At 65.9% G+C, this 26,988-nt stretch carries 25 protein-coding genes; 14 read left to right on the top strand and 11 right to left on the bottom strand.

Annotated elements, in window-relative coordinates; genetic code table 11:
• Window positions 1–49 precede the first annotated feature (49 nt).
• From ACMUOY_RS09915 to ACMUOY_RS09930, 4 genes are all read right to left on the bottom strand, one after another.
• On the bottom strand, window positions 50–1,840 hold the full coding sequence (locus ACMUOY_RS09915; RefSeq protein ID WP_413892555.1) for a GspE/PulE family protein: 1,791 nt from the start codon (window positions 1,838–1,840) through the stop codon (window positions 50–52).
• Complete coding sequence (locus tag ACMUOY_RS09920) at window positions 1,837–2,607, bottom strand: spermidine synthase (protein WP_413892556.1); 771 nt, start codon at window positions 2,605–2,607, stop codon at window positions 1,837–1,839. Before ACMUOY_RS09920 ends, ACMUOY_RS09915 begins: the two co-directional genes overlap by 4 nt.
• A gap of 22 nt (window positions 2,608–2,629) precedes the next feature.
• A complete protein-coding gene (locus tag ACMUOY_RS09925) occupies window positions 2,630–3,163 on the bottom strand; it encodes a DNA-deoxyinosine glycosylase (RefSeq protein ID WP_413892557.1) in 534 nt (177 codons plus the stop codon).
• 700 nt (window positions 3,164–3,863) lie between these two features.
• The gene (locus ACMUOY_RS09930; RefSeq protein ID WP_413892558.1) at window positions 3,864–4,709 is read right to left on the bottom strand and encodes a TatD family hydrolase; all 846 of its coding nucleotides are present in this window, start codon (window positions 4,707–4,709) and stop codon (window positions 3,864–3,866) included.
• Between the two features lie 83 nt (window positions 4,710–4,792).
• Here ACMUOY_RS09930 and ACMUOY_RS09935 point away from each other — a divergent pair, with 83 nt between their 5' ends.
• From ACMUOY_RS09935 to ACMUOY_RS09950, 4 genes are all read left to right on the top strand, one after another.
• Window positions 4,793–5,716, top strand: coding sequence for a S1C family serine protease (locus tag ACMUOY_RS09935; RefSeq protein ID WP_413892559.1), 924 nt, complete (start codon window positions 4,793–4,795; stop codon window positions 5,714–5,716).
• 129 nt (window positions 5,717–5,845) lie between these two features.
• Window positions 5,846–6,853, top strand: a complete 1,008-nt coding sequence (locus tag ACMUOY_RS09940; RefSeq protein ID WP_413892560.1) for an AAA family ATPase — start codon at window positions 5,846–5,848, stop codon at window positions 6,851–6,853.
• A 1-nt stretch (window position 6,854) separates the two neighbouring features.
• Window positions 6,855–7,868: a DUF58 domain-containing protein gene (locus ACMUOY_RS09945; RefSeq protein ID WP_413892561.1), complete on the top strand. Its 1,014-nt coding sequence runs from the start codon at window positions 6,855–6,857 to the stop codon at window positions 7,866–7,868.
• Window positions 7,869–7,900: 32 nt separating this feature from the next.
• Window positions 7,901–8,944 carry a VWA domain-containing protein gene (locus ACMUOY_RS09950; RefSeq protein ID WP_413892562.1) on the top strand — a complete coding sequence of 348 codons (1,044 nt, stop codon included), beginning with the start codon at window positions 7,901–7,903 and terminating at the stop codon, window positions 8,942–8,944.
• A 224-nt stretch (window positions 8,945–9,168) separates the two neighbouring features.
• On the opposite strand, the gene ACMUOY_RS09955 is transcribed toward ACMUOY_RS09950, so the two are convergent.
• The 7 genes from ACMUOY_RS09955 to ACMUOY_RS09985 form a co-directional block, all read right to left on the bottom strand.
• Window positions 9,169–10,776, bottom strand: a complete 1,608-nt coding sequence (locus ACMUOY_RS09955) for a glycerol-3-phosphate dehydrogenase/oxidase (RefSeq protein ID WP_413892563.1) — start codon at window positions 10,774–10,776, stop codon at window positions 9,169–9,171.
• A gap of 118 nt (window positions 10,777–10,894) precedes the next feature.
• Entirely contained in the window at window positions 10,895–12,631 is a 1,737-nt protein-coding gene (locus ACMUOY_RS09960; RefSeq protein ID WP_413892564.1) for an ABC transporter substrate-binding protein, read from the bottom strand.
• An 81-nt stretch (window positions 12,632–12,712) separates the two neighbouring features.
• Window positions 12,713–13,021, bottom strand: coding sequence for a DUF2160 domain-containing protein (locus ACMUOY_RS09965; protein ID WP_413892565.1), 309 nt, complete (start codon window positions 13,019–13,021; stop codon window positions 12,713–12,715).
• A gap of 12 nt (window positions 13,022–13,033) precedes the next feature.
• Complete coding sequence (locus tag ACMUOY_RS09970; RefSeq protein WP_413892566.1) at window positions 13,034–13,846, bottom strand: carbohydrate ABC transporter permease; 813 nt, start codon at window positions 13,844–13,846, stop codon at window positions 13,034–13,036.
• Window positions 13,839–14,732: a carbohydrate ABC transporter permease gene (locus tag ACMUOY_RS09975; RefSeq protein WP_413892567.1), complete on the bottom strand. Its 894-nt coding sequence runs from the start codon at window positions 14,730–14,732 to the stop codon at window positions 13,839–13,841. Before ACMUOY_RS09975 ends, ACMUOY_RS09970 begins: the two co-directional genes overlap by 8 nt.
• The gene (locus ACMUOY_RS09980; RefSeq protein ID WP_413892568.1) at window positions 14,729–15,805 is read right to left on the bottom strand and encodes an ABC transporter ATP-binding protein; all 1,077 of its coding nucleotides are present in this window, start codon (window positions 15,803–15,805) and stop codon (window positions 14,729–14,731) included. The genes ACMUOY_RS09975 and ACMUOY_RS09980 overlap by 4 nt, the downstream gene beginning before the upstream one ends.
• A 1-nt stretch (window position 15,806) precedes the next feature.
• Entirely contained in the window at window positions 15,807–16,880 is a 1,074-nt protein-coding gene (locus ACMUOY_RS09985; protein WP_413892569.1) for an ABC transporter ATP-binding protein, read from the bottom strand.
• A 161-nt stretch (window positions 16,881–17,041) separates the two neighbouring features.
• Here ACMUOY_RS09985 and ACMUOY_RS09990 point away from each other — a divergent pair, with 161 nt between their 5' ends.
• The 10 genes from ACMUOY_RS09990 to ACMUOY_RS10035 all read left to right on the top strand — a co-directional run bounded on the left by ACMUOY_RS09990 (window position 17,042) and on the right by ACMUOY_RS10035 (window position 26,986).
• A complete protein-coding gene (locus ACMUOY_RS09990) occupies window positions 17,042–17,809 on the top strand; it encodes a DeoR/GlpR family DNA-binding transcription regulator (protein ID WP_413892570.1) in 768 nt (255 codons plus the stop codon).
• 38 nt (window positions 17,810–17,847) lie between these two features.
• On the top strand, window positions 17,848–19,338 hold the full coding sequence (gene glpK / locus ACMUOY_RS09995) for an FGGY family carbohydrate kinase (RefSeq protein ID WP_413892571.1): 1,491 nt from the start codon (window positions 17,848–17,850) through the stop codon (window positions 19,336–19,338).
• A gap of 15 nt (window positions 19,339–19,353) precedes the next feature.
• Entirely contained in the window at window positions 19,354–19,482 is a 129-nt protein-coding gene (locus ACMUOY_RS10000) for a hypothetical protein (protein WP_413892572.1), read from the top strand.
• A gap of 138 nt (window positions 19,483–19,620) precedes the next feature.
• The gene (locus tag ACMUOY_RS10005; RefSeq protein ID WP_413892573.1) at window positions 19,621–20,340 is read left to right on the top strand and encodes an ABC transporter ATP-binding protein; all 720 of its coding nucleotides are present in this window, start codon (window positions 19,621–19,623) and stop codon (window positions 20,338–20,340) included.
• The gene (locus ACMUOY_RS10010) at window positions 20,340–21,143 is read left to right on the top strand and encodes an ABC transporter permease (protein WP_413892596.1); all 804 of its coding nucleotides are present in this window, start codon (window positions 20,340–20,342) and stop codon (window positions 21,141–21,143) included. Before ACMUOY_RS10005 ends, ACMUOY_RS10010 begins: the two co-directional genes overlap by 1 nt.
• Entirely contained in the window at window positions 21,086–22,708 is a 1,623-nt protein-coding gene (locus ACMUOY_RS10015) for an ABC transporter permease (protein WP_413892574.1), read from the top strand. Before ACMUOY_RS10010 ends, ACMUOY_RS10015 begins: the two co-directional genes overlap by 58 nt.
• Window positions 22,709–22,751: 43 nt before the next feature.
• Window positions 22,752–23,957: an efflux RND transporter periplasmic adaptor subunit gene (locus tag ACMUOY_RS10020; protein ID WP_413892575.1), complete on the top strand. Its 1,206-nt coding sequence runs from the start codon at window positions 22,752–22,754 to the stop codon at window positions 23,955–23,957.
• Window positions 23,958–24,115: 158 nt separating this feature from the next.
• Window positions 24,116–25,072, top strand: coding sequence for a chromate resistance protein ChrB domain-containing protein (locus ACMUOY_RS10025; RefSeq protein WP_413892576.1), 957 nt, complete (start codon window positions 24,116–24,118; stop codon window positions 25,070–25,072).
• A complete protein-coding gene (chrA, locus tag ACMUOY_RS10030) occupies window positions 25,069–26,445 on the top strand; it encodes a chromate efflux transporter (protein ID WP_413892577.1) in 1,377 nt (458 codons plus the stop codon). The genes ACMUOY_RS10025 and chrA overlap by 4 nt, the downstream gene beginning before the upstream one ends.
• Before the next feature lie 85 nt (window positions 26,446–26,530).
• The gene (locus ACMUOY_RS10035; RefSeq protein ID WP_413892578.1) at window positions 26,531–26,986 is read left to right on the top strand and encodes a chromate resistance protein ChrB domain-containing protein; all 456 of its coding nucleotides are present in this window, start codon (window positions 26,531–26,533) and stop codon (window positions 26,984–26,986) included.
• Window positions 26,987–26,988: the final 2 nt, after the last annotated feature.

The raw sequence follows: 26,988 nt of genomic DNA on the forward strand, positions 1-26,988 counted from the left end.
AATCTCCCCTGACAACGACGACAGGAAAGGGTTAACACCAATGGAACCCTCAATCCACAGGCGGTGTTGCCAACAAGACCTCGTCCAGCGTGGTCAGCCCCTCGGCCACCCGCAGGGCGCCTGCCAGGCGCAACGGGCGCATGCCGTCGGCCACCGCCTGGCGTCGCAGGGCATCGATACTGGGCTGCTGGTTGACCCGGTCCTTGAAGGCCTCGGACACGGTCAGCAGCTCGTACAGGCCCATGCGGCCCATGAAGCCGGTCATGCGGCAGTCCACGCAGCCCACCGCCTTGTAGGGCCGATAGCCGCCATTGATCTTCCATGGCTTGACCACGGCTTCCAGATCGGCGCGGGTGGCGCTTTCGTCCTTCGCCTTGCACTGCGGGCACAGGGTGCGCACCAGGCGCTGGGCCAGCACGCCCAGCACCGTGGCGTTGATCAGGTAGGGCGGCACGCCGAGTTCCATGGCGCGCGTGATCGCGCTGGGCGCGTCGTTGGTGTGCAGGGTGCTGAACACCATGTGCCCGGTCAGCGCCGCCTGGACCGCCATCTCGGCGGTCTTGAGGTCGCGGATTTCGCCGACCATGATGATGTCCGGGTCCTGGCGCATCAGCGCGCGAAGGCCCTCGGTGAAGCCGAAATCCAGCTGCGGCTGGACCTGGGTCTGGTTGAATGCCGGCTCGATCATCTCGATCGGGTCCTCCACCGTGCTCACGTTCACCTCGTCGGTGGCCAGGCGGCGCAAGGTCGAATACAGCGTGGTGGTCTTGCCGGAGCCGGTGGGGCCGGTCACCAACACGATGCCGTGCGGCCGCTTGACCAGCGCCTCCCAGCGCTCGGCATCGTGGGCGCTGAAGCCCAGCGCGTCCAGATCCTTGACGGTGGTGTCCGGGTCGAAGATGCGCATCACCATCTTCTCGCCGAAGGCCGTTGGCAGCGTGGACAGGCGCATCTCGATCTCGTCGCCGCGCGTGTTGCGGGTCTTGATGCGGCCGTCCTGCGGGCGGCGCTTCTCGATCACGTCCATGCGACCGAGCAGCTTGATGCGCGCGGTCATCGCGTTGAGCACGCCGATCGGCATCTGGTAGACCGGGTGCAGCACCCCGTCGATGCGAAACCGGATCGTGCCTTGCTCGCGCCGGGGCTCCAGATGGATGTCGCTGGCACGCTGGTCAAAGGCGTACTGCCAGAGCCAGTCCACCACCTGCACCACGCCCTGGTCGTTGGCGTCGAGCTGCTTGTTGCTGCGGCCCAGCTCCACCAGCTGCTCGAAACTGGCGCCACCCGCATTGCCGCCGGCCTTCTGCGCCGCGCGCACCGACTTGGCCAGCGCAAAGAACTCCACCGTGTAGCGCTGGATCTCGCCGGGGCTGGCCAGCACCCGTCGCACCGTGCGGCGCGACTGCCGCTCCACCTCGGCCACCCAGTCGGTCAGAAACGGCTCGGCCGTGGCCACCACCACCTCGGTCGGCGTCACCTGAACCGGCAGCACGCGGTGCCGCTCGGCATAGGCCGCGCTCATGGTCTCAGACACCTTGCCCACATCGACCTTCAGCGGATCGATGCGCAGGTACTCCAGTCCCGTGCGACTGGCGAGCCACTGCGTCAGCGACTCGATGTCCAAGGGACGGTCGTCGCTGGCGCGGCGCATCGACACACTGGCCAGGCGAACCAGCGGGTGCTGCACGCTCTCGGCCTTGGCGCACCGGTCCACGGTCCGCCTGGCCTCGTCAGCCGTGATCAGGCCGTCTTCCCGGGCCCAGTCGACCAGCCGGCGCCAGTCGATGGGGCCCTGGTGGGCGGTGGCGGCAATGGGTGTGTGCGGCATGACCGTGTTCATGGTTTCCTGCAGGGTTTGAACACCCGCAACCACTTGGTGGCGGGCAGGTTCCAGCGAGTCTGGATGGTTTCGGCCCGCGCGGCAAGGGCCTCTCGCGAGGGGCGGGTGGGTGTGCGCTGCGCCAGCACCACGGTATTGCCCTCGCGGGTGGGCTTGAAGGCCCAGACGGCCTCCTCGCCGAAGGCCGCCGCAATCTTGTCCAGGCTGCGCTCGTAGCTGGAGGCGCGGCCGAACAGGTTGACGGTCATGCAGCCCTCGTCGGTCAGCAGGGCACGGCACTGCGCATAGAAGGCTTCGTCGTCCAGCACTGGTGCTGCGGCCTCATGGTCGTACAGGTCCACCTGCAACGCATCGACCGTGCCCTGCCATTCAGGACGCTGGATCTCGACCGCTGCGTCAGCAATCACCACCTGCAGCCTGGCGTCATCGGGCGGCAGCTTGAACCATCCCCGGCAGGCCACCAGCACCTGCGGATTGAGCTCGATCACGGTGGTCTTCATGCGCAGCTGGCGCCGGCAGAACTTGGTGAGCGCGCCCGCGCCCAGCCCCAGCTGCATCGCATGGCGCGTGGCCACCTGGGTGGGCTCGACGAACAGCAGCCAGGCCATCATGCGCTGCACGTATTCGAGCTCGATCTCGTACGGATCGTCCAGCTTCATCGATCCCTGCACCCACTCGGTGCCGAGATGCAGGCAGCGCACGCCGTTGTAGTCGGAGAAGTTGACCTCCGGGAGTTCCTCGCCGATGCCGGCTTTCCTGCGTGCCATAAGGGGTGGGTCTCGCTTGCTCTCAGATCAAACCATGTTGTTCACACACGCCGCGCCAGGCGGCGAGCTTGCGCTCGAAGCTCCAGGAGGCATTGGCCGGGCTGGTCGACGGCAGCCGGTGCACCGCCACACCGAGGGTGGCCGTGTGCCGCGCATGCTTGTAGCTCTCCCCGCCATTGTGTGCGATGCCGCGCAGCGCCGTGCAGCGCGCAGCCAGCGCCGCGAAATCATTGACCTCCGCGTGGCGAATGGCCGTGTCCAGACTGCCCTGGCGCTCGCAGCTGGCATACACGTCCCACAGCCCCAGGCCATGGTCCAGCAGCCAGGCAATCCTGTTTTCATAGCTGTCAGTGACCATCTGGCGCTGGGAAGGCGGCCAAATGGCTTCCATAATGCGCCAGAAGTGGTTCTGCGGGTGCCCGTAGTACTGCTGCGCGGCCAGCGAGGCGGCGCCGGGAAAGCTGCCCAGGACCAGCAGCACCGTCGCGTCCGACACGACCGGCGGCAGGCCGGTCAGGCGCTGGGCGGGGGCTGAGGGGGTGGGGGAAAGGGGCATGCGGGTGGGAATTTGGGTGATTTTTGGATTATCCCAGCGTGGGATGGTCGGTTGGTGCTATGAGTTTGTGAGTCTTCTTTTGGCTGCTGGCCGGGATGTGCGCCCGGCGGCGCCCCTACTTTCTTTGCTTCGCCAAAGAAAGTAGGCAAAGAAAGGCGAGCCGGATGCGTCGTCCCTTCGCTGCGCTACGGGCACGCTGCGTTGCTCGGCCCAGGCGGGGCGCGCAGAAACTCGCCCTTCGGGCTCAGACATCTGCGCACCTTTTCCCGCCTGGGCCTGTGCGACTCGCCGACGCATGACGGCTGGGGAACCGGGGGCTTTCGACCCTTCCGCTGGAACGAGCACTTTGTACGAATGACGGAGATCGTCGCGCCAGCGTCGCGTGAAGCGGAGGTTCCCGCTCCCCGCCGTTGCGGCCGGGCTGAGCAGCGCAGAGGCCGGCGGATCAAGAGGCTCAGATGTCTGAGGGCCGCAGGCCCGAGTTTCTGAGCCTCCCGCCGGTTTCGAGCAGCGCAAGGCACCGCGAAGCGAAGCGCAGGGGACCGGACGCCCGGCTCGCCTTCTCTTTGCTTACTTTCTCTTGGCGAAGCAAGAGAAAGTGAGTCGGCCGCCGGGCCGAGACCCGGCCAGCCACCCCATGAAAACTCACAAATCAATAGCTAAAACTGACCATCCCACGCCGGGATAGCACCAAAAAAACTCAAAAAATCCCTTCCATCACCCGCGGCAACGCCTCCCCCGCATTGCGCACGGTCGCAAGCGCCAGCTCTTCCACGGAAATCCCCCTCAAGCCCGCCACCACCGCGCCGATCCTCGGCAACTCGGCGGGTTCGTTGGGCTGGCGTGCCTGCCCGGCGGCACGCTGTTCGGCGGTCACGTAGAGCCAGTGCGGCGGGATGTCGGGTGCGTCGGTCTCCAGCACCAGCGCCGACAGCGGCAGTTCGGCCGCCAGGCGGCGCAGCTGCAGCGCGCGCTCATAGGTCACCGCACCGCCGAATCCCAGCTTGAAGCCCAGATCGATGAAGGCCTGCGCCTGCTGCTGGCTGCCATTGAAAGCGTGGGCGATGCCGCGCCAGCCTTGCAGGGGCGCCAGCTCGCGCAGCGCCCGCAGCAACGCATCGGCCGAGCGGCGAACATGCAGGATCACCGGCAGGCCATGGCGGCGCGCCAGCTTGAGCTGCTCGCGGTAGAAATGCTCCTGCCGCTCCTTCAGCGGGCTGAGCTTGAGTTCAGGCACGAAATAGTCCAGCCCGATCTCCCCCACGGCCACAAGGCGCGGGTCGTCCCGGTGGCGCTCCAGCGCGACGTCCAGCGTGGCAAGGTCGGCCTCCTGGGCGCGCGCCACGTACAGCGGGTGAATGCCCAGCGCGTAGGCGTCGCCGAAGCGGTGCGCCAGCGTGCGCACGGTGTCGAAGTTCGCGACTTCCACGGCCGGGATCACGCATTGCGCCACTCCGACGGTTGACGCACGCGCCCGCACCTCCGCGGCGTCTGTCCCAAATTCAGGCGCGTCGAGGTGGCAGTGCGTGTCGATCCAGACGGTCATGGCGCGATGATGCCCGAAGCCTGCACGAAGGCGGCAACCGTGCTAACGTGGCGGCTCCATCGTTCACGCGGGCAGGTCAAAGGATGCGAAAAACCGCTCTCTACAGCCGATCGGCACCCCGCCCGGGTCCGACTTCGCCTTCGTCCGCCAGCGATGCCGAAGCCCGGGCCGTGCCCATGCCCGACACGACCGCCCGCGCCCGGTGGCAGCGCGCCGCGGCCTTCCTCAGTAGTCCGCGCGGCCTGTGGATCGCCATCGGCGTGCTGACCTTCCTGCTGCTGTTCACCCTGGCCCAGGCACTGCGCCCCGGCGCGCGGGCGCTGACGCAGGAGGACATCGACGCCGCCGTGCTCAGCACCCTGGAGAAGACACCCCTGCCCTCGCCCGCTGCGCGTGCCGCCGAGGTGATCCGACCGTCCGTGGTGCGCGTGACGGGCTACCGCGCCGGCAAGAAGGGCGAAGAGGACATCGAGCACGGCGTGGGCACCGGCGTGGTGATCGTCGACAAGGGCGTGATCCTGACCAACCTGCACGTGGTGCAGGCCGCCGACACCATCAAGGTGCTGTTCGCCGACGGGCTGGAAGCCACTGCCTCCATCACCGGCGCTCAGCCGGAAAATGACCTGGCGGTGCTGCAGGCACACAAGATCCCCGACGACCTGATCCCCGCCACGATGCGCTCCACCCACGATCTGCTCCCCGGCGACCAGGTGGTGGCGGTGGGCTTTCCGTTCGGCATTGGCCCGTCGTATTCCGCCGGCGTGATCTCGGGGCTCAAGCGCGTGTTCCGTTCGCCCGAGGGCAAGCAGAAACTCACCAACCTGATCCAGTTCGACGCCGCGGCCAACCCGGGCAACTCGGGCGGGCCGCTGGTCACCATGGACGGCGAGGTAGTCGGCATCGTCACCGCCATCCTGAATCCGACCCCGGCACGCACATTCCTGGGCATTGCCTTTGCCGTGCCGATCGAAAACGCCGCGGCCGCCGTCGGCCTGCACCCTTTCTGAAACCTTGCGGGACAGACCAAGAGTTACACATAGTGAACTTTGCTCTGTCCTCAACCATTTAAATTGCGGGACAGACCCAGCGTTGCACGCAGTGAACCTTGCTCTGTCCTCAACCCTTTAGGAGCCCTCATGGACATGAATCCCGCAAAACCCGGCGATACCGCGCAGTTGATGGAACAGATCCTCTACGAGGTCAAGCGCGTGGTGGTCGGCCAGGACCGCTTCCTGGAGCGCGTGATGATCGCCATGCTGGCGCAGGGCCATCTGCTGGTCGAAGGCGTTCCCGGGCTGGCCAAGACGCTCACCATCAAGACCCTCGCCAACACCGTTCGCGGCCAGTTCAAGCGCATCCAGTTCACGCCCGACCTGGTGCCGTCCGACCTGGTCGGCACGCGCATCTACAACCAGAAGACCGGCGACTTCAGCACCTCCCTGGGGCCGGTGTTCACCAACCTGCTGCTGGCCGACGAGATCAACCGCGCGCCGGCCAAGGTGCAGAGCGCGCTGCTGGAGGTGATGCAGGAGCGGCAGGTGACGATCGCCGGCGAGACGCACCGCGTTCCCTCGCCCTTCCTGGTGATGGCCACGCAGAACCCGATCGAGACCGAGGGCACCTACCCGCTGCCCGAGGCGCAGGTGGACCGTTTCATGATGAAGGTGCTGGTGGACTACCCCACCGACGAGGAAGAGTTCGTGATCGTGCAGCGCGTCACCGGCGCACCGGTGGACGTCACGCCCGTGGCCACCACCGAACAGCTCGCCGCGCTGCAGGCCGAATGCCGGCGGGTCTATGTGGACCCTTCGCTGATCCAGTACGCCGTCAAGCTGGTGGCGGCCACGCGCACGCCCGAGAAAGCCGGCCTGAAGGACCTGGCGCGCTTCATCACCTTCGGCGCCAGTCCGCGCGCCACCATCAACCTCACCGAGAGCGCGCGCGCCCTGGCCATGCTGCGCGGGCGCACCTATGCGCTGCCCGAGGACATGACCGACCTGGTGCCCGACGTGCTGCGCCACCGGCTGGTGCTGTCGTACGAAGCGCTGTCCGAGGGGCTTTCGGCCGACGCCGTGGTCAGCAAGATCATGGCGAAGATTCCGGTGCCCGCCAAGCCACTGGAACACGAGAAACTCGCGGCCTGACATGGTCTTCAGGAACCCGTTTCGCCGCAAGGGCGCCGTCGAAGAAGCGCCACCGGACCCCGTTGCGACTGGACCCGCAACGGGCGAGACCGGCAGCGCCGAACGCGTTCTGCGCCGGCTGGAATGGTCGGTCATCCGCCGGCTCGACGGCCTGCTGCAGGGCGACTACCGCACGCTGATGCGCGGCGCCGGCCTGGACCTGGCGGACCTGCGCGAATACCAGCACCACGACGACGTGCGCCACATCGACTGGAACGTCACCGCCCGGCTGCAGGTGCCGCACGTGCGCGTGTTCACCGAAGACCGCGAGATGGCGGCCTGGTTCCTGCTCGACCTGAGCCCCTCGATGGATTTCGGCTCCCACACCGAGCGCAAGCAGGGGGTGGCGGCCGAATTCGTGGCGGTGCTGGCGCGGCTGCTCACGCGCCATGGCAACCGTGTCGGCGCGCTGGTCTATGGCACGGGCGTCGACACCGTCATCCCCGCGCGCGGCGGGCGCCGCCACGTGCTGCAGATGCTGCACACCCTGCAACACCGGCCCGACGCGAAGGACAGCACCGGAACCCGACTGCACGAGCTGCTGACGGCGGCCGGCAACGTGGTGCGACGCCGCTCCACGGTGTTCGTCGTGTCGGACTTCATCAGCGAGCCGGGCTGGGAGAAGCCGCTGGCCCAACTCGCCCTGCGCCACGAGGTCGTGGCCGTGCGCCTGCACGACCCGCTGGAACTCGAACTGCCCGACCTGGGCCTGATTCCGGTGATCGATGCCGAGACCGGCGAGCAACTGATGGTGGACACCAGCGACAAAGGCTTTCGCCAGCGCTTCGCGCGCATCGCCGCGCAGCGCGAGGCCGACCTGCGGGCCGCGCTGGCGCACGCGGGGGTGGACACGCTGGAGCTTTCCACAGAAGGCGACCTGGTGGACGCCGTCGTGCGCTTCGCCGACCTGCGCCGCCAGCGCACGCGCCGGGGCACGGGCGGCGCCTTGCCGCGCCACCTGCACCAGGCGGCCTGAGCAAGCCCACCAAGGACCGCAAGGACTAGACCATGACCTTCCTTTGGCCCCAATTCCTCTGGCTGCTGCTCACCCTGCCCTTGCTGGTGCTGCTGTATTTGTGGCTGTTGCGCCGGCGCAAGGCGCTGGCCCTGCGCTACGCCAGCCTGTCGATCGTCAAGGAGGCCATGGGCAAAGGGCCGGGCATCCGCCGGCACATTCCGCCGGTGCTGTTCCTGCTGGCACTCGCCGCGATGCTGGTGGCCGCCGCCCGGCCGTTCGCCGTGGTCACCCTGCCCTCACAGCAGGAAACCATCATCCTCGCCATGGACGTCTCGGGCAGCATGCGCGCCACCGACGTCAAGCCCAACCGGCTGGTTGCGTCGCAGGTCGCCGCCAAGGCCTTCCTGGAGGAACTGCCGCGCAACGTGCGCGTGGGCATCGTCGCCTTCGCCGGCACCGCGCAGGTGGTGCAGCCGCCCACGCTGAGCCGTGAAGACCTCGTCGCGGCCATCGACAAGTTCCAGATGCAGCGCGCCACCGCCATTGGCAGCGCCATCGTGATCGCGCTGGCCGAGCTGTTCCCCGACCAGGGCATCGACCTGGACGCGGTGGCCCGCGCCAGCGGCCGGCCGCGCGCCATGGCCATCGACGCGGCGCCCAAGAAACCGCAGAAGGAATTCACCCCGGTGGCGCCGGGGTCGTACAACTCGGCCGCCATCATCCTGCTGACCGACGGCCAGCGCACCACCGGCGTGGACACGCTGGAAGCCGCCAAGATGGCGGCCGACCGCGGCGTGCGCATCTACACCGTGGGCATCGGCACGGTGGACGGCGAGACCATCGGCTTCGAGGGCTGGTCGATGCGCGTGCGCCTGGACGAGGAGACGCTGAAGAAGATCGCGCTGCAGACCCAGGGCGAATACTTCTACGCCGGCACGGCCGAGAACCTGAAGGCCGTCTACGAAAAACTGGGCTCGCGCCTGACGGTGGAGAAAAAGGAAACCGAAGTCTCCGGCCTGCTGGCGCTGGTGGCAGCGGTGCTGGCGCTGCTGGCGGGCGGGCTGTCGATGCTCTGGTTCAACCGGGTGCTGTGAGGCCATTCCAGAGAGGTTTCAGAATAGAATATGGCTTTTCTCATCGTCAAATGGTCATAGTACGCTATAGATAAAGTAGTGGCATGGCGTTCACATTGGCGCGGATTTCGTCCGCCGTTGTCGCTTCACACATGGCAAAGAGGGCTGAGATTGACGACGCGGATGGTCTGGCAAGCGCCATGAACATTGCGTTCTGGCCGGCCTCGCGCAACGCGGTCCGGGTCTTAGGGCGTTGGCAGGTACTGGGCCGCGAGCCCGGCAAACTCGTCTGCCCTGGGATCGAGCCCGGTTTCTTCCCGGAGGATTTCGGCCACGCGCGGCGCCAACCGGGCTGCGAGTCGCGCATCCAGAAACAAGAGGCGTGAACGCCGCGCCAGCATGTCTTCGACCGTGACCGCATATTCATGGCGGGCGGCAAAGCGCACCATGGCCTCCGTCAGTCCGGCGGTCAGCGCCACGTCGGCGCCTGGCAAGCCCGCCAGGATCTGCATCTCACTGCCATAGGAATGCTCCCCTTCCGCCTGGCTCACCGAAACCGGCGAAAACTCAGGGCCAAACTGCGCACCGACAAGACGCAAGTCCGCCGTCTGCCCTGCAGCCCTTCGTTCCAGCAGCCCCTTTGCCGCGCACATGTCCAGCACGTCTTCGGCCATGGCGCGGTACGTTGTCCACTTGCCCCCGGTCACCGTGACCAGGCCGGTGCGGCTGACAATGACGGTGTGCTCCCGGGACAAGGCCTTGGTGCTTTCAGCATCGTCGTCCTGGGGTTTTACCAAGGGACGCAAGCCGACCCAGATGCTCTTGATGTCGGCACGGGTCGGCGCCTTGCGCAGGTAGCGCGCTGATTCCCGGAGGATGAATTCCACCTCTTCGGCAAATGCCAGGGGCTCGCGCGCGAGGTCGTTGCGCGGCGTATCGGTGGTGCCCAGAATGACCTTGCCCAACCAGGGCACGGCAAACAGGACCCGGCCATCCGAGGTCTTGGGCACCATCAAGGCGGTGTCCGAATCCAGAAATTTCCGGTCCACCACAATATGCACGCCCTGACTGGGGGCCACCATGGGCTCAACCGCCCGCCCCCCCGCAGCACTGTGGGCAGGGCTGTCCATTTCGCGCAGGGCATCGACCCATACGCCCGTCGCATTCACCACGCAGCGCGAGCGAACGCGATAGTCCTTCCCGCTCAGGGAGTCTTGCGCCAGCACACCGCTGATTTTTCCGCCTTCATAGAGCAGTCCGGTGGCCGCACAGTAGTTGACCAGCAAGGCCCCGCGCGTGACTGCCGTGCGGCCAATGGCCAAGGCCAGCCGGGCATCGTTGAACTGTCCATCCCAGTATTGCACGCCACCTTTGAGACCGTCTGTGCGTACCGTGGGCAATGCCTCCCCTGTAGCCTGCGGCCCCAGAAAGTGCGTTTTCCCCAAGCCGGCTTTACCGGCCAGCACGTCATACAGCGTGAGGCCAATGCCGTAAAACGGGGCTTCCCACCAGTGGTAGGACGGCACCACAAACGCCAGCGGCTGCGCCAGATGGGGCGCATTGCGCAGCAATGTGGTGCGCTCATGCAGGGCTTCGCGCACCAGTGAAATATTGCCTTGTGCCAGATAACGCACCCCGCCGTGGACCAGTTTGGTGGCGCGTGACGAAGTCCCCTTGGCAAAGTCGTGTGATTCCAGCAGAACGACGCTGAACCCGCGCGCGGCGGCGTCCAGCGCCACGCCCAGGCCGGTAGCCCCGCCCCCGACCACGGCAAGGTCATATTCCCTGTCTTCACCCAGGCGCGCCAGCAGATCCTCGCGCAGCGTTTGCAGCGGTTGAGCAACAGGGGGCATATCGGATTTCTAATTTCCTAGGTCAGAAGAAATGCGAGGGCCGAAATCAGGCCCTCGCGCAGGGCGACAGCAGCGCACACGCGCCGCCGTCGCGCCCAGGACAGCTATGCCGTTCGGCTTAGCGGACCTTGCCGTTCTTCCACGCGTTCAACAGCGTGTCATAGGCGATGGTTTCGCCCTTCGGCTTCTCGTTGGCCAGCTTCTTCCACGGTGCGCTCTTGTCGCTGAGCCACTTGTCCGGGCTGCTCTTGGCGTTGAGCTTGGGCGGGCACACGGCCATGCCGGAGCGCTCCAGGCGACCCATCACCGCATCCATTTCTTCGGCCAGGTTGTCCATGGCGGCCTGCGGGGTCTTCTCGCCCGTCACGGCGACCGCCACGTTCTTCCACCAGAGCTGGGCCAGTTTGGGATAGTCGGGCACGTTGGTGCCGGTGGGAGTCCACGCCACACGCGCCGGGCTGCGGTAGAACTCCACCAGCCCGCCGAGCTTGGGCGCCATATCGGTCATGGCCTTGCTCTGGATGTCAGACTCGCGGATCGGCGTCAGGCCAACCACGGTTTTCTTGAGGGAGGTGGTCTTCGCGGTGACGAACTGGGCGTACAGCCAGGCGGCGGCCACTTTGTTGGCATCGTGGTCCTTGAAGAAGGTCCATGAACCCACGTCCTGGTAGCCGTTTTGCATGCCTTGTTTCCAGTACGGACCGTTGGGTCCGGGGGCCATGCGCCACTTGGGCGTGCCGTCGGCGTTGACCACCGGAAGGCCGGGCTTGATCATGTCGGCGGTGAACGCGGTGTACCAGAAGATTTGCTGGGCAATCTGGCCTTGTGCTGGCACAGGACCGGCTTCACCAAAGGTCATGCCGATGGCTTCCTTCGGCGAATACTTCTTCATCCAGTCGATGTACTTGGTCAAAGCGTAAACGGCTGCTGGCGAGTTGGTGGCGCCACCACGTGATACGGATGCACCTTGTGGTGTGCAGCCGTCGGCCGAGGCGCGAATGCCCCATTCATCCACCGGCTTGCCGTTCGGAATGCCGATGTCGGCGGTACCGGCCATGGACAGCCAGGCGTCGGTGAAACGCCAGCCCAGCGACGGGTCTTTCTTGCCGTAGTCCATGTGGCCATAGATCGGCTTGCCGTCGATGTTCTTCACGTCGTCTGTGAAGAACGCGGCGATGTCTTCGTACGCGCTCCAGTTCAACGGCACGCCGAGCTCGTAGCCGTACTTGGCCTTGAACTTGTCCTTCAGGTCTTGCCGCGCGAACAGATCGGCGCGAAACCAGTAGAGGTTGGCAAACTGCTGGTCGGGCAGTTGATAGAGCTTCTTGTCGGGGCCGGTGGTGAAACTGGTTCCGATGAAGTCCTTGATGTCCAGACCGGGGTTGGTGTATTCCTTGCCCTTGCCGGCCATGTAGTCGGTCAGATTCATGATCTTGCCGTAGCGGTAGTGCGTGCCAATCAGGTCGGAGTCGGTGATCCAGCCGTCGTAGATCGACTTGCCGGACTGCATCGAGGTTTGCAGCTTCTCGACCACGTCGCCCTCTCCAATCAGGTCATGCTTGACCTTGATGCCGGTGATTTCTTCAAACGCCTTGGCCAATGTCTTGGATTCGTATTCGTGCGTGGTAATGGTTTCAGAGACCACGGAGATCTCTTTCACACCCTTGGCTTGCAGTTTTTTTGCGGCTTCGATGAACCACTTCATCTCAGCCATCTGCTGATCCTTGTTCAGCGTGGACGGCTGGAACTCGCTGTCCACCCATTTCTTGGCCGCCGCTTCGTCCGCCCAGGCATGCCCGCCCGCTGCGCACGCCAGCGCGACGGCGACGACGGAATATTTCAGCTTCAGTTTCATTGCCAATCTCCTCGGTTCATTGACCCCTGTATTGAAGATGCCGCGGCTCCAGGGGAAGGCGAGACGCAGCATTGGAAAAAATCAGCCCTTGTGCATGATCCAGCCGAGCAACGCCATGGACGCCACAAAGCTGATCCAGATCGAGGGCTCAGTCTGCAGGCTCATCCACTCGCCCAGCCGGCCACTGATGCCGATAAACCCCAGGTTCACGTAGGCAGCGCTGAGCAGGCCGATAAACAGTCGATCCCCGCGGGTGGTCTCCATCGGCAAAAAGCCCTTGCGCAGGATGGTGGGGGATTTGATTTCCCACACCGTCATGCCTGCCAGCATCAAGACGATGCAGCCAAAAAACACCGCTACCGGCGTGGTCCAGGCCATCCATTCAAACATCTGCTGTTCCTCTCAAACCCGACCCATCGCAAACCCCTTGGCGATGTAATTGCGCACAAACCAGATCACGATGGCACCTGGCACGATGGTCAACACGCCGGCTGCGGCCAGGGTCGCCCAGTCCATGCCCGAGGCCGAAATCGTGCGCGTCATGGTCGCGGCAATCGGCTTGGCGTTCACGCTGGTCAGGGTGCGCGCCAGCAGCAGCTCGACCCAGCTGAACATGAAGCAGAAGAACGCAGCCACACCGATGCCGGCCTTGATCAACGGGATGAAGATGCGGATAAAGAAACGCGGAAATGTGTAGCCGTCGATGTAGGCCGTCTCGTCAATTTCGCGTGGGATGCCGCTCATGAAGCCTTCCAGAATCCACACCGCCAGCGGCACATTGAACAGCAGGTGCACCAGGGCCACGGCAATATGCGTGTCCATCAGGCCGACCGAGGTATAGAGCTGAAAGAAGGGCAGCAAAAACACGGCCGGTGGCGTCATGCGGTTGGTCAGGAGCCAGAAGAACACATGCTTGTCGCCCAGGAAGCTGTAGCGTGAGAACGCATACGCGGCAGGCAACGCCACCGTCAGCGAAATGACGGTGTTGATGCCGACGTAGATCAGGCTGTTGATGTAGCCCGAGTACCAGGCCGGATCGGTCAGGATGGTCTTGTAGTTGTCCCAGGTGAAGTGGTCCGGGAACAGCGTGAAGCCGGCCAGGATTTCGTTATTGGTCTTGAACGACATGTTGACCATCCAGTAGATGGGCAGCAAGGCGAACACGATGTACGCCAGCAGGAACAGCGAGCGCTTCTGGAACCTGGGCTTACTCATGACCACCCTCCTTGGTCTGGGTACCGACGCGCTGCATCCAGTTGTACAAAATGAAGCACATCAGCAAGATGATCAGGAAATAGATCAACGAGAACGCCGCCGCCGGCCCCAAGTCAAACTGGCCCACCGCCTTTTGCGTCAGAAACTGGGACAGGAAGGTGGTCGAGTTACCCGGCCCACCCCCGGTGACCACAAAGGGCTCGGTGTAGATCATGAAGCTGTCCATGAATCGCAGCAGCACAGCGATCATCAGCACACCGCGCATCTTGGGCAACTGCACGTAACGGAAGACGTCCAGCTTGCTTGCGCCGTCAATGCTGGCGGCCTGATAGTAGGCGTCAGGGATGGAGCGCAACCCGGCGTAGCCCAGCAAGGCCACCAGCGGGGTCCAGTGCCAGACGTCCATCAGCAGCACCGTCAGCCACGCGTGGGTGGCGTTGCCGGTGTAGTTGTAGTCAATGCCCAGGCCGAGCAGGGCAGCCCCCATCAGGCCAATATCGGTGCGGCCAAAAATCTGCCAGATGGTGCCCACCACGTTCCAGGGGATCAGCAGCGACAGCGAGACGATCACCAGCACCGCCGAGGACTTCCAGCCCTGCGCCGGCATCGACAAGGCCAGCAAAATACCCAGCGGCAGTTCCACCGCCAGTACCGAGAACGAAAAGATGATCTGGCGCAACAGCGCGCTGTGCAACTCCTCGTCGCGCATGACAGCGGCAAACCACTCGGTGCCGACAAACACCCGGCGCTCGGGCGAGATGATGTCCTGCACCGAATAGTTCACCACCACCATCAGCGGCAGGATGGCCGAGAAGGCCACGCACAGCAGCACCGGCAGGATCAGGAACCAGGCCTTCTGGTTCACGGGTTTGGTGGTTGTGCTCATGCCAAAATTTCCTCGTTTTGGTAAAAGCAGGTGTGTTCGCCCATCAACTGCAGCCAGACACGGTCTCCGGCGACCAGGTTGCCTGGGATGGCCGAAAGGCGCGCCTTGATGGTGTGGCTCTCGCGGGTGGCGCTGACGATCACATGCGTGCCCACGTCCTGTACCTGCGTGATGGTCATGGGCAGGGCACCGGCTGAATCAGCGGCGGCCAGACTCACATATTCGGGGCGTACCCCCAACTTGCACTCTCCAACCACCGGGGTGCGCCCGGCCGGCATGGGCAGCGTGAATCCCGCCGTATGAAACCCCCCGTCGTCAGCATGGCCCGGCAGGAAATTCATGCCCGGCGAGCCGATGAAGTGCCCGACGAAGGTGTGGCTGGGCCGTTCGAACAAATCGGCGGCTGAGCCAGTCTGCACGGCCCGGCCACGCGTCATCACCACCACCTGGTCGGCAAACGTCAGGGCCTCGACCTGATCGTGGGTCACGTAGATCAGCGTGAGCTTGAGTTCATGGTGAATTTGCTTGAGCTTGCGGCGCAGTTGCCATTTCAGGTGCGGATCGATCACTGTCAACGGCTCGTCGAACAGCACCGCCGACACGTCCGGGCGCACCAGGCCACGGCCCAGCGATATTTTCTGCTTGGCGTCTGCTGCCAGCCCGGCAGCGCGCTGGTTGAGCTGGCCGCTCATCTCCAGCATTTCGGCAATCTCGCCCACGCGTTTTTTGATCTGGTCGGCCGGCATCTTGCGGTTGCGCAGCGGAAACGCCAGGTTCTCGGCCACGGTCATGGTGTCGTAGATCACCGGGAACTGGAACACCTGGGCAATATTGCGTTGCTGGGGCGTGGCGCCGGTCACATTCTTGCCGTCAAAGTGCACGTGTCCCTGCGACGGCGTCACCAGCCCGGACATGAGGTTCAGCAACGTGGTCTTGCCGCAGCCCGACGGCCCCAGCAAGGCATAGGCGCCGCCGTCTTCAAAGGTCATCTTCAGGGGCAGCAAGGCGTAGTCGCTGTCCTGCTTCGGGTCAGGCCGGTAAGCGTGGGCCAGGTCGAGTTCGATGCGTGCCATATCAGCGTCCTTTGCCACGCGACGGCGCCAGCAGCAACATGCCCTGCGCGTCAAACACATAAACCTGCGCAGGATCGAAATGGAAAGTCACCGGCTGCCCCAACCCGAAGTGGTGAACACCGGTCAGCTGCGCCACAAGCTCGCCCAGTGCCGTCTCAAAGTGCACGTAGGTATCGCTGCCGGAGATTTCGGCCAGTTCCACCTTGCCCGCCAGGGCCACATCGCCAACCCGTCCCGTCGCGCGCAACGCGCTGGAGCGCATGCCCACGGTCAACGCGGCGCCTAGCGTGTGCGGCAAAGCCAGCGCCAGCAGTGGTCCGTGGCGCAGTGCGACACCGGTGGGCGCCACGCTGGCGGCCAGCAGGTTCATGGGTGGGTCACTGAAGGCGCGCGCCACCCGGATGGAGGCTGGCGCATGGAAGACTTCGGAGGTCGGGCCGTATTGCAGCAACTCGCCGGCATCCAGAACGGCGGTATAGCCGCCCAGCAGCAAGGCCTCGCCGGGTTCTGTGGTCGCATAAATCACGGTGGAATCACCGGCAGCAAACAGGGCTGACAATTCATCGCGCAGTTCTTCGCGCAGCTTGTAGTCCAGGTTGACCAGCGGCTCATCGAGCAGCATCAGCGGCGCGCCCTTGGCCATGGCGCGCGCCAGCGCGACGCGCTGCTGCTGGCCACCAGACAGCTCGGACGGGTAGCGGTCCAGAAACATCTCAATGTGCAGTTTGGCCGCCAGATCGCGCACCCGCTGCTCCACATTGCGCTCGCCACGCAGCTTCAGGGGTGAGGCGATGTTGTCGCGCACCTTGAGCGACGGGTAGTTGATGAACTGCTGGTACACCATGGACACATTGCGTTCACGCACCGGCACGCCCGCCACGCTCTTGCCATCCACCAGCACCCGGCCGGTCGACGGTGCATCCAGCCCCGCCATGACGCGCATCAGGCTGGTCTTGCCGGCCTGGGTGGCACCCAGCAAGACCGTGACGGCGTTGCTGCGCGGGGCCAGGTTCATCTCGTACAGCCAAGTCTGCGGCCCGACCTTCTTGCTGATGGCCTCAAGAGTCAACTGCATCTCACGACCTTTACTTGTAGAACAGGGGCGCCCAAAAACCATTCGTATTTGATAATTATTGTTCGTTTAGCTTCTTTTTTTCTCAGTATTTACCCTATATCAGTTCTTTTTGATTCGTTTTACAGTCCATCGACCCCGCCCTTCTGGCGCAGCACAAGCCCATGAGTCCCAACCCCCGCCAGCTGACCCTGCTCACTGTGGTGCAAGCCCAAGGCTCCGTCACGGTCGAGCAGCTTGCGGCCACCCTGGGCGTCACATTGCAGACCGTCAGGCGCGACGTGCAGCGACTGGCCGACGAAGGTTTGCTGGCGCGCTTTCACGGCGGCGTGCGCCCGCCCAGTTCGACCACCGAAAACATTGCCCACAAACAGCGCGAGAGCCTGAACGCCGACGGCAAGGCGCGCATTGCGCTCAGCGTGGCCGCGGCGGTGCCCAATGACTGCTCGCTGATCCTGAACATTGGCACCACCACCGAGGCCATCGCCCGCGCCCTGTCGCGCCATTCCGGCCTGCGGGTGATTACCAACAACCTGAACGTGGCCAGCATCCTGAGCACCAACCCCAAGTGCGAGGTGATCGTCGTGGGCGGTGTGGTGCGCGGTCGGGACCAGGGCATCGTCGGTGAAGCCGCGGTGGACTTCATCCGCCAGTTCAAGGTGGATATCGCCTTGATCGGCATCTCGGCCATTGAACCCGATGGCTCGCTGCGCGACTACGACTACCGCGAAGTCAAAGTCTCGCAAACCATCATGGCCCATGCGCGCGAAGTCTGGCTGGCCGCCGACCTGAGCAAGTTCAAACGACCGGCGATGGTCGAAGTCGCCACGCTGGATCAAATCGACCGCCTGTTCACCGACGCCCATCCCCCCGACCCCTTCCCCGCCCTGCTGGCCGAAGCGCAAGTGCGCCTGACGGTCGCAGCGCACTAGGTGGTTGGCCCCCCCTTCTTGCATTGACACACGCCGCCATGACCTACCTGCTCGCCCTCGACCAAGGCACCTCCAGCTGCCGCAGCATTGTGTTTGACCCCAACGGCACCCTCGTGGCCATGGCGCAAAAGGAGCTGCCGCAAATCTACCCGCAGCCCGGCTGGGTGGAACACGACGCGCTGGAGATCTGGCGCCTGCAGCTGGTCACCGCCCGCGAGGTCCTGAGCACGGCGGGCATCACCGCGGCGCAGCTCAGGGCAGTGGGCATCACCAACCAGCGCGAGACCACGCTGATCTGGAACCGCCGGACCGGCCAGCCGATTCACCACGCCATCGTCTGGCAGGATCGCCGCGCCGAGCCCACCTGCGCCGAACTTCGAGCGAGCGGCCTGGCCGACAGCATTCGCGCCAAAACCGGTCTGCTGGTGGACGCGTATTTTTCAGGCACCAAGCTCAAATGGATTCTGGACAACGTGCCCGACGCACGCGCCCAGGCCGCCAACGGCGAACTGGCCTTTGGCACCATGGACAGCTGGCTGATCTGGCAGCTCACCGAAGGCCGCGTTCATGCGACCGATGTCAGCAATGCCTCGCGCACCATGCTCTTCAACGTCCATCACAACCAGTGGGATGCCGAATTGATGGCGGCGCTGGAGATCCCCGCCAGCCTGATGCCGGTGGTGCAACCCAGTGCGTCCCTGTTCGGCGAAGTGGCCCCGGCGCTGCTGGGCCATCGTGTACCCATTGGCGGTGTCGCCGGTGACCAGCAAAGCGCCTTGTTCGGGCAGGCCTGCTTCACGGCCGGCATGGCCAAGAACACCTATGGAACCGGCTGCTTCATGCTGATGCACACCGGCAGCGCCTTCCAGATTTCGGGCAACGGCCTGATCACCACCAGCGCGGCACAGACCACGGCACTGCCCGAGTTTGCGCTGGAGGGCAGCGTATTTGTGGGCGGTGCCGTGGTGCAGTGGCTGCGTGACGGCCTCAATGCCATCCAGAGCAGCACCCAGGTGCAGGCCCTGGCCGAAAGCGTTCCGGATTCCGGTGGCGTGATGGTCGTGCCGGCTTTCACCGGGCTGGGTGCGCCTTACTGGAAGCCCGATGCGCGCGGCTCGATCACCGGCCTGACGCGCGGCAGCACGCTGGCGCATATCGCCCGCGCGGCGCTGGAAAGCATCGCCTACCAAAGTGCCGCCCTGCTGCTGGCCATGGGTCGGGATGCCGCCCGCGCCGGCAGCGCGCCGGTGTCCGAGTTGCGGGTCGATGGCGGTGCCTGCGTCAATGATTTGCTGATGCAGTTCCAGGCCGATCTGCTGGGCATTCCAGTGGTTCGTCCGGCCGTGATCGAGACCACCGCCCTGGGCGCGGCCTACCTCGCGGGCCTCACCACTGGCGTCTACAGGAACACGGCCGAGCTGAGCGGATTGTGGCGCGCCGAGCGCCGCTTTATCCCCACCATGGCGCGCGCGCGCGCGCAGGACATGATGGCCCGCTGGGAGCATGCGGTCACCCAGACCGTGCTCTGACCCACAGCGGGACGATTGACCGGAACCCTTGGCCTGATCGGCGGCGGCAACAGGGCCTGCGTCATATTGGGCGCAGGGCTGAAGCCAGGTGAGAGCCCGGCCGGCTCCGGCGTCTCGCTGATGGGGTTCAACCGGGTGCTGTGAAGCGGCTTCAGAAGTGTTTCAGCCTAAAAAATGCTCCCTCCCAGCGTCAAATGGACATGAACAGCTATTGATTCAATAGTGACCCGGCCTTGACATCCGGGCTGGATTTTTCACGGGGTTCGCCGTTAGCATGGCCTTATGGACGCAGCACCGCGTGAAGTCATCTTCAGGGCCGAGGGCCTGACCAAGGTCTACCGCATGGGCGAAGTGGAGGTGCACGCCCTGCGCGGCGTGGATCTGGTGCTGTATGCGGGAGAGTTCGTCGTGCTGCTGGGCCCCTCGGGCAGCGGCAAGTCCACGTTGCTGAACATCCTGGGCGGGCTGGACGTGCCCACAGCCGGCCATGTCTGGTACCACGGCGAGGACCTGACCCGCGCCAACGATGCACAGCTCACCGCGTTTCGGCGCGAGCATGTGGGCTTCGTCTTCCAGTTCTACAACCTGATCCCAAGCCTGACGGCGCAGGAGAACGTCGCCATCGTCACCGAGATCGCGCCCAACCCCATGCTCTCCGGGGAGGCCCTGGCCATGGTCGGCCTGAAGGAGCGGCTGGACCACTTCCCGGCCCAGCTCTCGGGCGGTGAGCAGCAGCGCGTGGCGATTGCCCGCGCCATCGCCAAGCGGCCGGTGGTCATGCTCTGCGACGAGCCCACCGGCGCGCTGGACTCGGCCACCGGTGTGCACGTGCTCGAAGCGCTGGAGCGCGTCAACCTCGACATGGGGACCACCACGGTGGTCATCACCCACAACGTAGACATCGCGCGCATGGCGCACCGGGTGCTTTACATGGCCGACGGGCGCATCGGGCGCGAACAGGTCAACGCCGAGCGCCTGCCGGCGCGGGAGCTGCACTGGTGATGCGCCTGAAAGCCATCCACCGCAAGGCGCTGCGCGACCTGTGGCACATGCGCGGGCAAGCGCTGGCAATCGCGCTGGTGATCGCCTCGGGCATAGCCATGCTGGTGATGTCGGCCGCCACGCTCAGTTCGCTCCAGGACACGCGCGACCGCCTGTACCGCGACTACCGCTTCTCCGACGTCTGGGCCCAGGTCAAGCGCGCCCCCAGTGCCCTGGCGCAGCGCGTAGCCGAACTGCCGGGCGTCAATGAGGTCGAGACCCGGCTGATCGCCGGGGCCAAGGTCGAGCTGGCGGACTTTTACGAACCGATCGAGGCGGTGGTGCAGTCGCTGCCCGACACCGGCGAGCCTGCGCAGAACCGCCTGTACCTGCGCAGCGGGCGCATGCTGGCACCGTTTGCCGACGACGAGGTGCTGGTCAGCGAATCGTTCGCGCTGGCGCACAAGCTGCAGCCCGGCGACCGCCTGCGTGCCACGGTGTATGGCCGCACCCAGTGGTTCACCATCGTCGGCATGGCGGTCTCGCCGGAGTACGTCTACCAGATCAAGCCTGGTGCCATGTTCCCCGACTACCAGCGCTACGCCATCCTGTGGATGAACCGGCGCGCGCTGGAGGCGGCGCTCGACATGAATGGCGCCTTCAACCAGGTCGTGGTGCGGCTCAGCCCTGGCGCGGATGAGCGCGACACCATCGCCGCGATGGACCTGCTTCTGGCGCGAAACGCAGCCTGGGCGCGCATGGCCGCATGGACCAGCTCTCGTACCGTTTCCTGCACGAGGAATTCCGCCAGCTCGCCACCATGACGCGCGTCTTTCCGACGATTTTTCTGGGCGTGGCGGCGTTCCTGCTGAACGTGGTGTTCACGCGGCTGGTCGGCACGCAGCGGGACCAGGTCGCCATCCTCAAGGCCTTTGGCTACAGTACGCTGGACGTGGCGCTGCACTATGGCCTGATCGTCACGCTGATCTGCCTGATCGGCTCGGCGCTGGGGGTGGCCGGTGGCGCCTGGCTGGGCACGCTGATGTCGGCGATGTACCAGATGTACTTCCGCTTTCCCTTCCTGGATTTCAGCGTGTCCGTGCCGGTGGCCCTGACCGGTATCGGGGTCAGCCTGGTGGCGGCGCTGCTTGGCACCGGGCGCGCCGTCTACGCCGCGGCCGACTCGCCCGTGGCCGAGGCCATGCGCCCGCCCGCGCCGGATCGTTTCCGACGCTCACTGGCCGAGCGCCTTTTGCCTGCGCGCTGGCTGTCGCAGCCCACCCGCATCATCTTCCGTCAGATCGAGCGCCGGCCCGTCAAGGCGCTGATGACGGTGCTGGGCCTGGCCTGCGCGGGTGCCATCATGATGATGGCGCGCTTCCAGGACAGCGCGATCAACACCATGGTCGAGCTGCAGTTCCGCCTGTCACAGCAGCAGGACCTCTCAGCCAGCTTCATCGAGGTGGCGCCCCGGCGCGCGGTGAACGAACTGCGCGCCCTGCCCGGCGTGAGGCAGGTCGAGGGCGTGCGCTCGGTGCCAGTGCGTTTTCGCAGCGAGAACCGCAGCCTGCTCACCAGCATCGAAGGCCTGCCGCCCGGCGGCGAGCTGCGCCGGCCCATCGACGCCCAGCTGCGCCGCATCGACCTGCCCGAAGACGGCCTGGTGCTCAACGACTACCTGGCCGCGCGCCTGGGCGTCGGCGTGGGCGACCGGGTGTGGGTGGAGGTGCTCGAAGGGCGACGCGCAAAATTGCAGCTGCCGGTGGCGCGCCTGGTGCGCGAGCACGTCGGCCTGCAGGCCTACATGAACCTGGATGCGCTGAACCGCGCCCTGGGCGACGGCGATGTGATCAGCGGCACGCTCATGACGGTGGACGACGGGGCCGAGCCGGCGGTCTTCCGTGACCTCGACCGCCGCCCGCGCATCATCGGCTCGGCCTCCCGGCTGGCCTCGGTGGAGGCGCTCTACCGGAGCATTGCGCAGATGACCGGCCTGTTCATGTGGATCTCGATCGTGATGGGCGCGATCATCAACTTCGGCGTGGTCTACAACTCGGCGCGCATCGCGCTGGCCGAGCGCGGGCGCGAACTGGCCAGTCTGCGCGTGCTGGGCTTCACGCAGGGCGAGGTCAGCTACATCCTGCTCGGCGAGCTGGCCCTGCTGGTGCTGGTGTCGATCCCGCTAAGCTTTGCCGTGGGCTACGGGCTGTCGTGGTACCTGGCCAACAACCTGCAGTCCGACCTGTACCGCGTGCCGATGCACATTGCACCGTCCGCCTACGCCTTTGCGGCGCTGACCACGGTGATCTCGGCCCTGCTGTCGGCGCTGGCGGTGCGCGAACGCATCTACCGGCTGGACCTCATCGGCGTGCTCAAGACACGCGAGTGAAACACCCGGCCTGCCGCACAATGAATCCCCTGGAAAACCCGCCATGACCACGAACGCCCTCCCCCGCAAGATCCTGTTCTGGAGCGCCGGCGCCATTGCACTCGCGGTGCTGGCCTGGCAGGCCATGCGCGATCCGGTGCAGATGGCCAGCGTGGTCCCGGTCAGCCGCGGCCCGCTGGAGCAGAGCTTCCTGGAAGAGGGCAAGACCCGCCTCAAGCAGCGCTACGTGATCACCGCCCCGCTGGCCGGCGTGGTGCGGCGCATCAGGCTGCAGCCCGGCGACGCGGTGCAGGCCCGCCAGGTCGTCGCCGAGATCGACCCCACCGGCAGCGCCCTGTTGGACCCGCGCTCACGCAGCCAGGCGCTTGCGGAGGTCAGCACCGGCCAAAGCGCCCTCAACGCGGCGCGCCAGCGTGTGGCCGCTGTCACGACCACCGAAGCGGTGGCGCAGGGCGAGCTGCGCCGGCTGCAGCAGCTGCGCGAACAAGGCATGGTGACGGCATCGCAGCTCGACCAGGCGCGCGCCCAGGTGGCCACGGCCGGGGCCGAACTGTCCACCGCCCGCGCGGACGAACAGATCGCTGCGCGCCGCCTGCAGGTGGCGCAGGCTTCGCTGGCGCAGGAAGGCCAAGCCGGCCGCGGCAAGGTCCTGCCCGTCACCGCACCGGTGGCAGGCTTGGTGCTCAAGCGCCCGGTGGAGAGCAGCACCGCCGTCGCTATGGGCCAGCCCCTGCTCGAAGTGGGCGACCCGGCGCAGCTGGAGATCGAGGTCGAGGTGCTGTCCACCGACGCCGTGCGGCTGGCTGCCGGCCAGAAGGCCCGCGTGCTGCGCTGGGGCGGCGAGGGCGTGCTGGACGCCATCGTGACGCGCATCGAACCCGGTGGTTTCACCAAGGTCTCGGCCCTGGGCGTGGAAGAGCAGCGCACCCGCGTCATCCTCGACTTCACCTCGCCGCGCGAACGATGGGCCGCGCTGGGCGACGCCTACCGCGTGGAGGTGGAGTTCATCCTCAAGCAGGAGAAGGATGTGCTGCAGGTGCCCGGCAGCGCCCTGTTCCGCGCCGGGGACGGCTGGGCCGTCTACGTGGTGGACGGCGGCACTGCGCGGCGCACGCCGGTGAAGATCGGCGCCCGCGCCGCCACGGCCGCCCAGGTGCTAGCCGGCCTGAAAGCCGACCAGACGGTGATCGTGCAGCCCGATGACCGCATCAAGGACGGCACGCGGATCGAGGCGGTGAGCGGGCGTTGAATCATCGCTGGGGCGTAGGAGCGACCCGACCACACGCAGGTGGCCATTTCCTGCGCCAAATATGAAACGGAGAGTGCGAGCGGTGCGCTCTACCAATGACCTTATCTTTTTTGCATTTGAAATATTTATAACTATTCATGTGATGTATATTTCAACGCATGCTAGCCATCCTGATCCTGACCCTCCCGACCCAGCCCAACGCGGTGCGGGTGCGGGTCTGGCGCGCGCTCAAGACATTGGGCTGCGGCGCCTTGCGCGACGGCGCGTATCTGCTGCCTTCGGAACACGCGGTGCTGTTCGAGCCGCTCGCCGCCGAGGTGCGCGAGCACGGCGGCTCGGCCATGGTGCTGTCGCTGTCGCCGCGCGACGATGCGCAGCGTGATGAGCTGCTGGCGCTGTTCGACCGCACCGAGGCTTATGCGGCGTGGCGCGACACCGTCACGGCCCTGCAATCGGATCTGCCAGCCCTCGGCGAAACCGAGGCGCGTCGGCGCGGGCGAGCGGTGGCCGAGGCGCTGCACGCGCTTCGCCGCATCGACTACTACCCCGGCGCCGCCGCCGACCATGCACAGGCCGCGATGGACACGCTGCGGCTGGCGCTGGACGCCCGGTTCTCCCGGGGCGAGCCGCAAGCCCAGCTCGACCACGGCATCGAACGGCTCGATGCGCGCAAGTTCCAGGGCAAGCGCTGGGCCACCCGCGCGCGCCCCTGGGTGGATCGGCTGGCCTGTGCCTGGCTGATCCGGCGCTTCATCGACCCCCAGGCCCGGTTCATCTGGCTGTCCGACGCCGCCGGAACACCGTCCGCGCCGCGCGGCGCGCTGGGCTTCGACTTCGACGGCGCCCGGTTCACCCACGTGGGCTCGCGCGTCACGTTCGAGGTGTTGATCGCGGCCTTCGGCCTCGACGGCGACGCCCGCTTGCAGCGCATCGCCGGCGCCGTGCACGTGCTGGACGCGGGCGGCATTCCGGTGCCCGAGGCGGCGGGACTGGAAAGCGTGCTGGGCGGTCTGCGCGAACTGCACGCGGACGACGACGCGCTGGCGGCCGCCGCTGCAACCGTGTTCGACGCCTTGTATGCCTCGCCCGCCCCTTCGACCGGAACCGGCGCATGACCACCCCATCCACCGAACCTCGCGACGAAGCCCACCCCGAGGCTCTGGCCGCACCCGCCGCGGTGAGCTTCGCCGAGGCCTTTCGCTTCTGGCTCAAGCTCGGCTTCATCAGCTTTGGCGGACCCGCCGGGCAGATCGCCATCATGCACACCGAGCTGGTGGAGCGCCGCCGCTGGATCAGCGAGAAGCGCTTCCTGCACGCCTTGAACTACTGCATGGTGCTGCCCGGGCCGGAGGCGCAGCAACTGGCCACCTACATCGGCTGGCTGCTGCACCGCACCTGGGGCGGGATCGTGGCCGGTGCGTTGTTCGTGCTGCCCTCGCTGTTCATCCTGATCGCGATGTCGTGGGTCTATCTGCGCTTTGGCGACGTGCCCCTGGTGGCCGGGATCTTCTTCGGACTCAAGCCGGCCGTGACCGCCCTGGTTCTGCACGCCGCGCACCGCATCGGGTCGCGGGCCTTGAAGAACCGCTGGATGTGGGGCATCGCCGCCGCGTCCTTCGTGGCGATCTTTGCGTTCGACACGCCGTTTCCCGCCATCGTGCTGGCGGCGGCGCTGATCGGGCACTTCGGCGCGCAACGCTGGCCGGCGGTGTTTGCCCTGGGCGGCGGGCATGGGGGCGCGAAGCAGGGCTATGGACCTGCCCTGATCGACGATCACACGCCGACACCAGCCCACGCCCGTTTCTCGCGCAGCCACCTGGTCAAGGTGCTGGCTTTCGGGCTGGGGCTCTGGCTGCTGGCGATCGTTGCGCTGGTGGCTGTCAACGGCCTGCAGGGCACCCTCACGCAGATGGGCTGGTTCTTCACCAAGGCGGCGCTGCTCACCTTTGGTGGCGCCTATGCTGTGCTGCCCTACGTGTACCAGGGCGCGGTGGAGACGCACCAGTGGCTCAGCGGCCCGCAGATGATCGACGGCCTGGCGCTGGGCGAGACCACGCCCGGCCCGCTGATCATGGTGGTGGCCTTTGTGGGCTTCGTGGGCGGCTGGCTCAAAGAGGCGCTCGGGCCCGACGCGCTGTTTCTCGGCGGCGCCGTGGCCGCCACGGTGGTCACCTTCTTCACCTTCCTGCCCTCGTTCATATTCATCCTGGCCGGCGGCCCGTTGGTCGAGGCCACGCACGGCAAGCTGGGCTTCACCGCGCCGCTGTCGGCGATCACCGCGGCGGTGGTCGGCGTGATCCTGAACCTCGCCATGTTCTTCGCGCACCACGTGCTCTGGCCGCAGGGCTTTGGCGGGCGCTTCGACGCCGTATCGGCCGCCATCACCGTGGGCGCGGCCATGGCGCTGTTCCGGTTCAAGGTCGGCGTGATGCCGCTGCTGGCGGGCAGCGCAGCCGTCGGGCTGGCGGCCAGCCGGTTTCTCCCGTGATGCGCCAAAGGCCACCACCGGCAAGACGAAATCGATGGCTGGAAGGCCTTGCGAGTCGACCGACCCCACCCGAAGGAGCAACAGCATGAAATGGATCACCCGCGAACGCCCGAAGATCGACCGCATCGCCTGCCCCTGGCTGATCAGGCGCTTCATCGACCCCGACGCCGAATTCCTGTACGTGCCGGCGTCCGACGTGCTGAGGGTCGCCACCGAAACGGGCGCCACGCCCTATGACATCCCGGGCGTCGAAATGACGCACGTGGGCGAGCGGTGCAGCTTCGATGCCTTCATCGCCCGACACGCTTTGCACGACCCGGCGCTGCAACAGCTCGCCACCATCGTGCGCGGAGCCGACACCTCGCGCCTGGACCTCGCGCCCCAGTCCGCCGGGCTGTATGCGGTGTCGCTGGGCCTGTCTCAAGTGTTCAAGGACGACCATGAAATGCTGCGCCATGGCATGGTGATCTACGACGCGCTGTACGCCTGGTGCAAGGCCTGCCAGGCCGAGACGCACAACTGGCCGCCGAACCTGGCATGACC

Origin of the sequence: Candidatus Skiveiella danica (assembly GCF_022705245.1) — a bacterium.
Lineage (GTDB): Bacteria > Pseudomonadota > Gammaproteobacteria > Burkholderiales > Burkholderiaceae_C > Skiveiella > Skiveiella danica.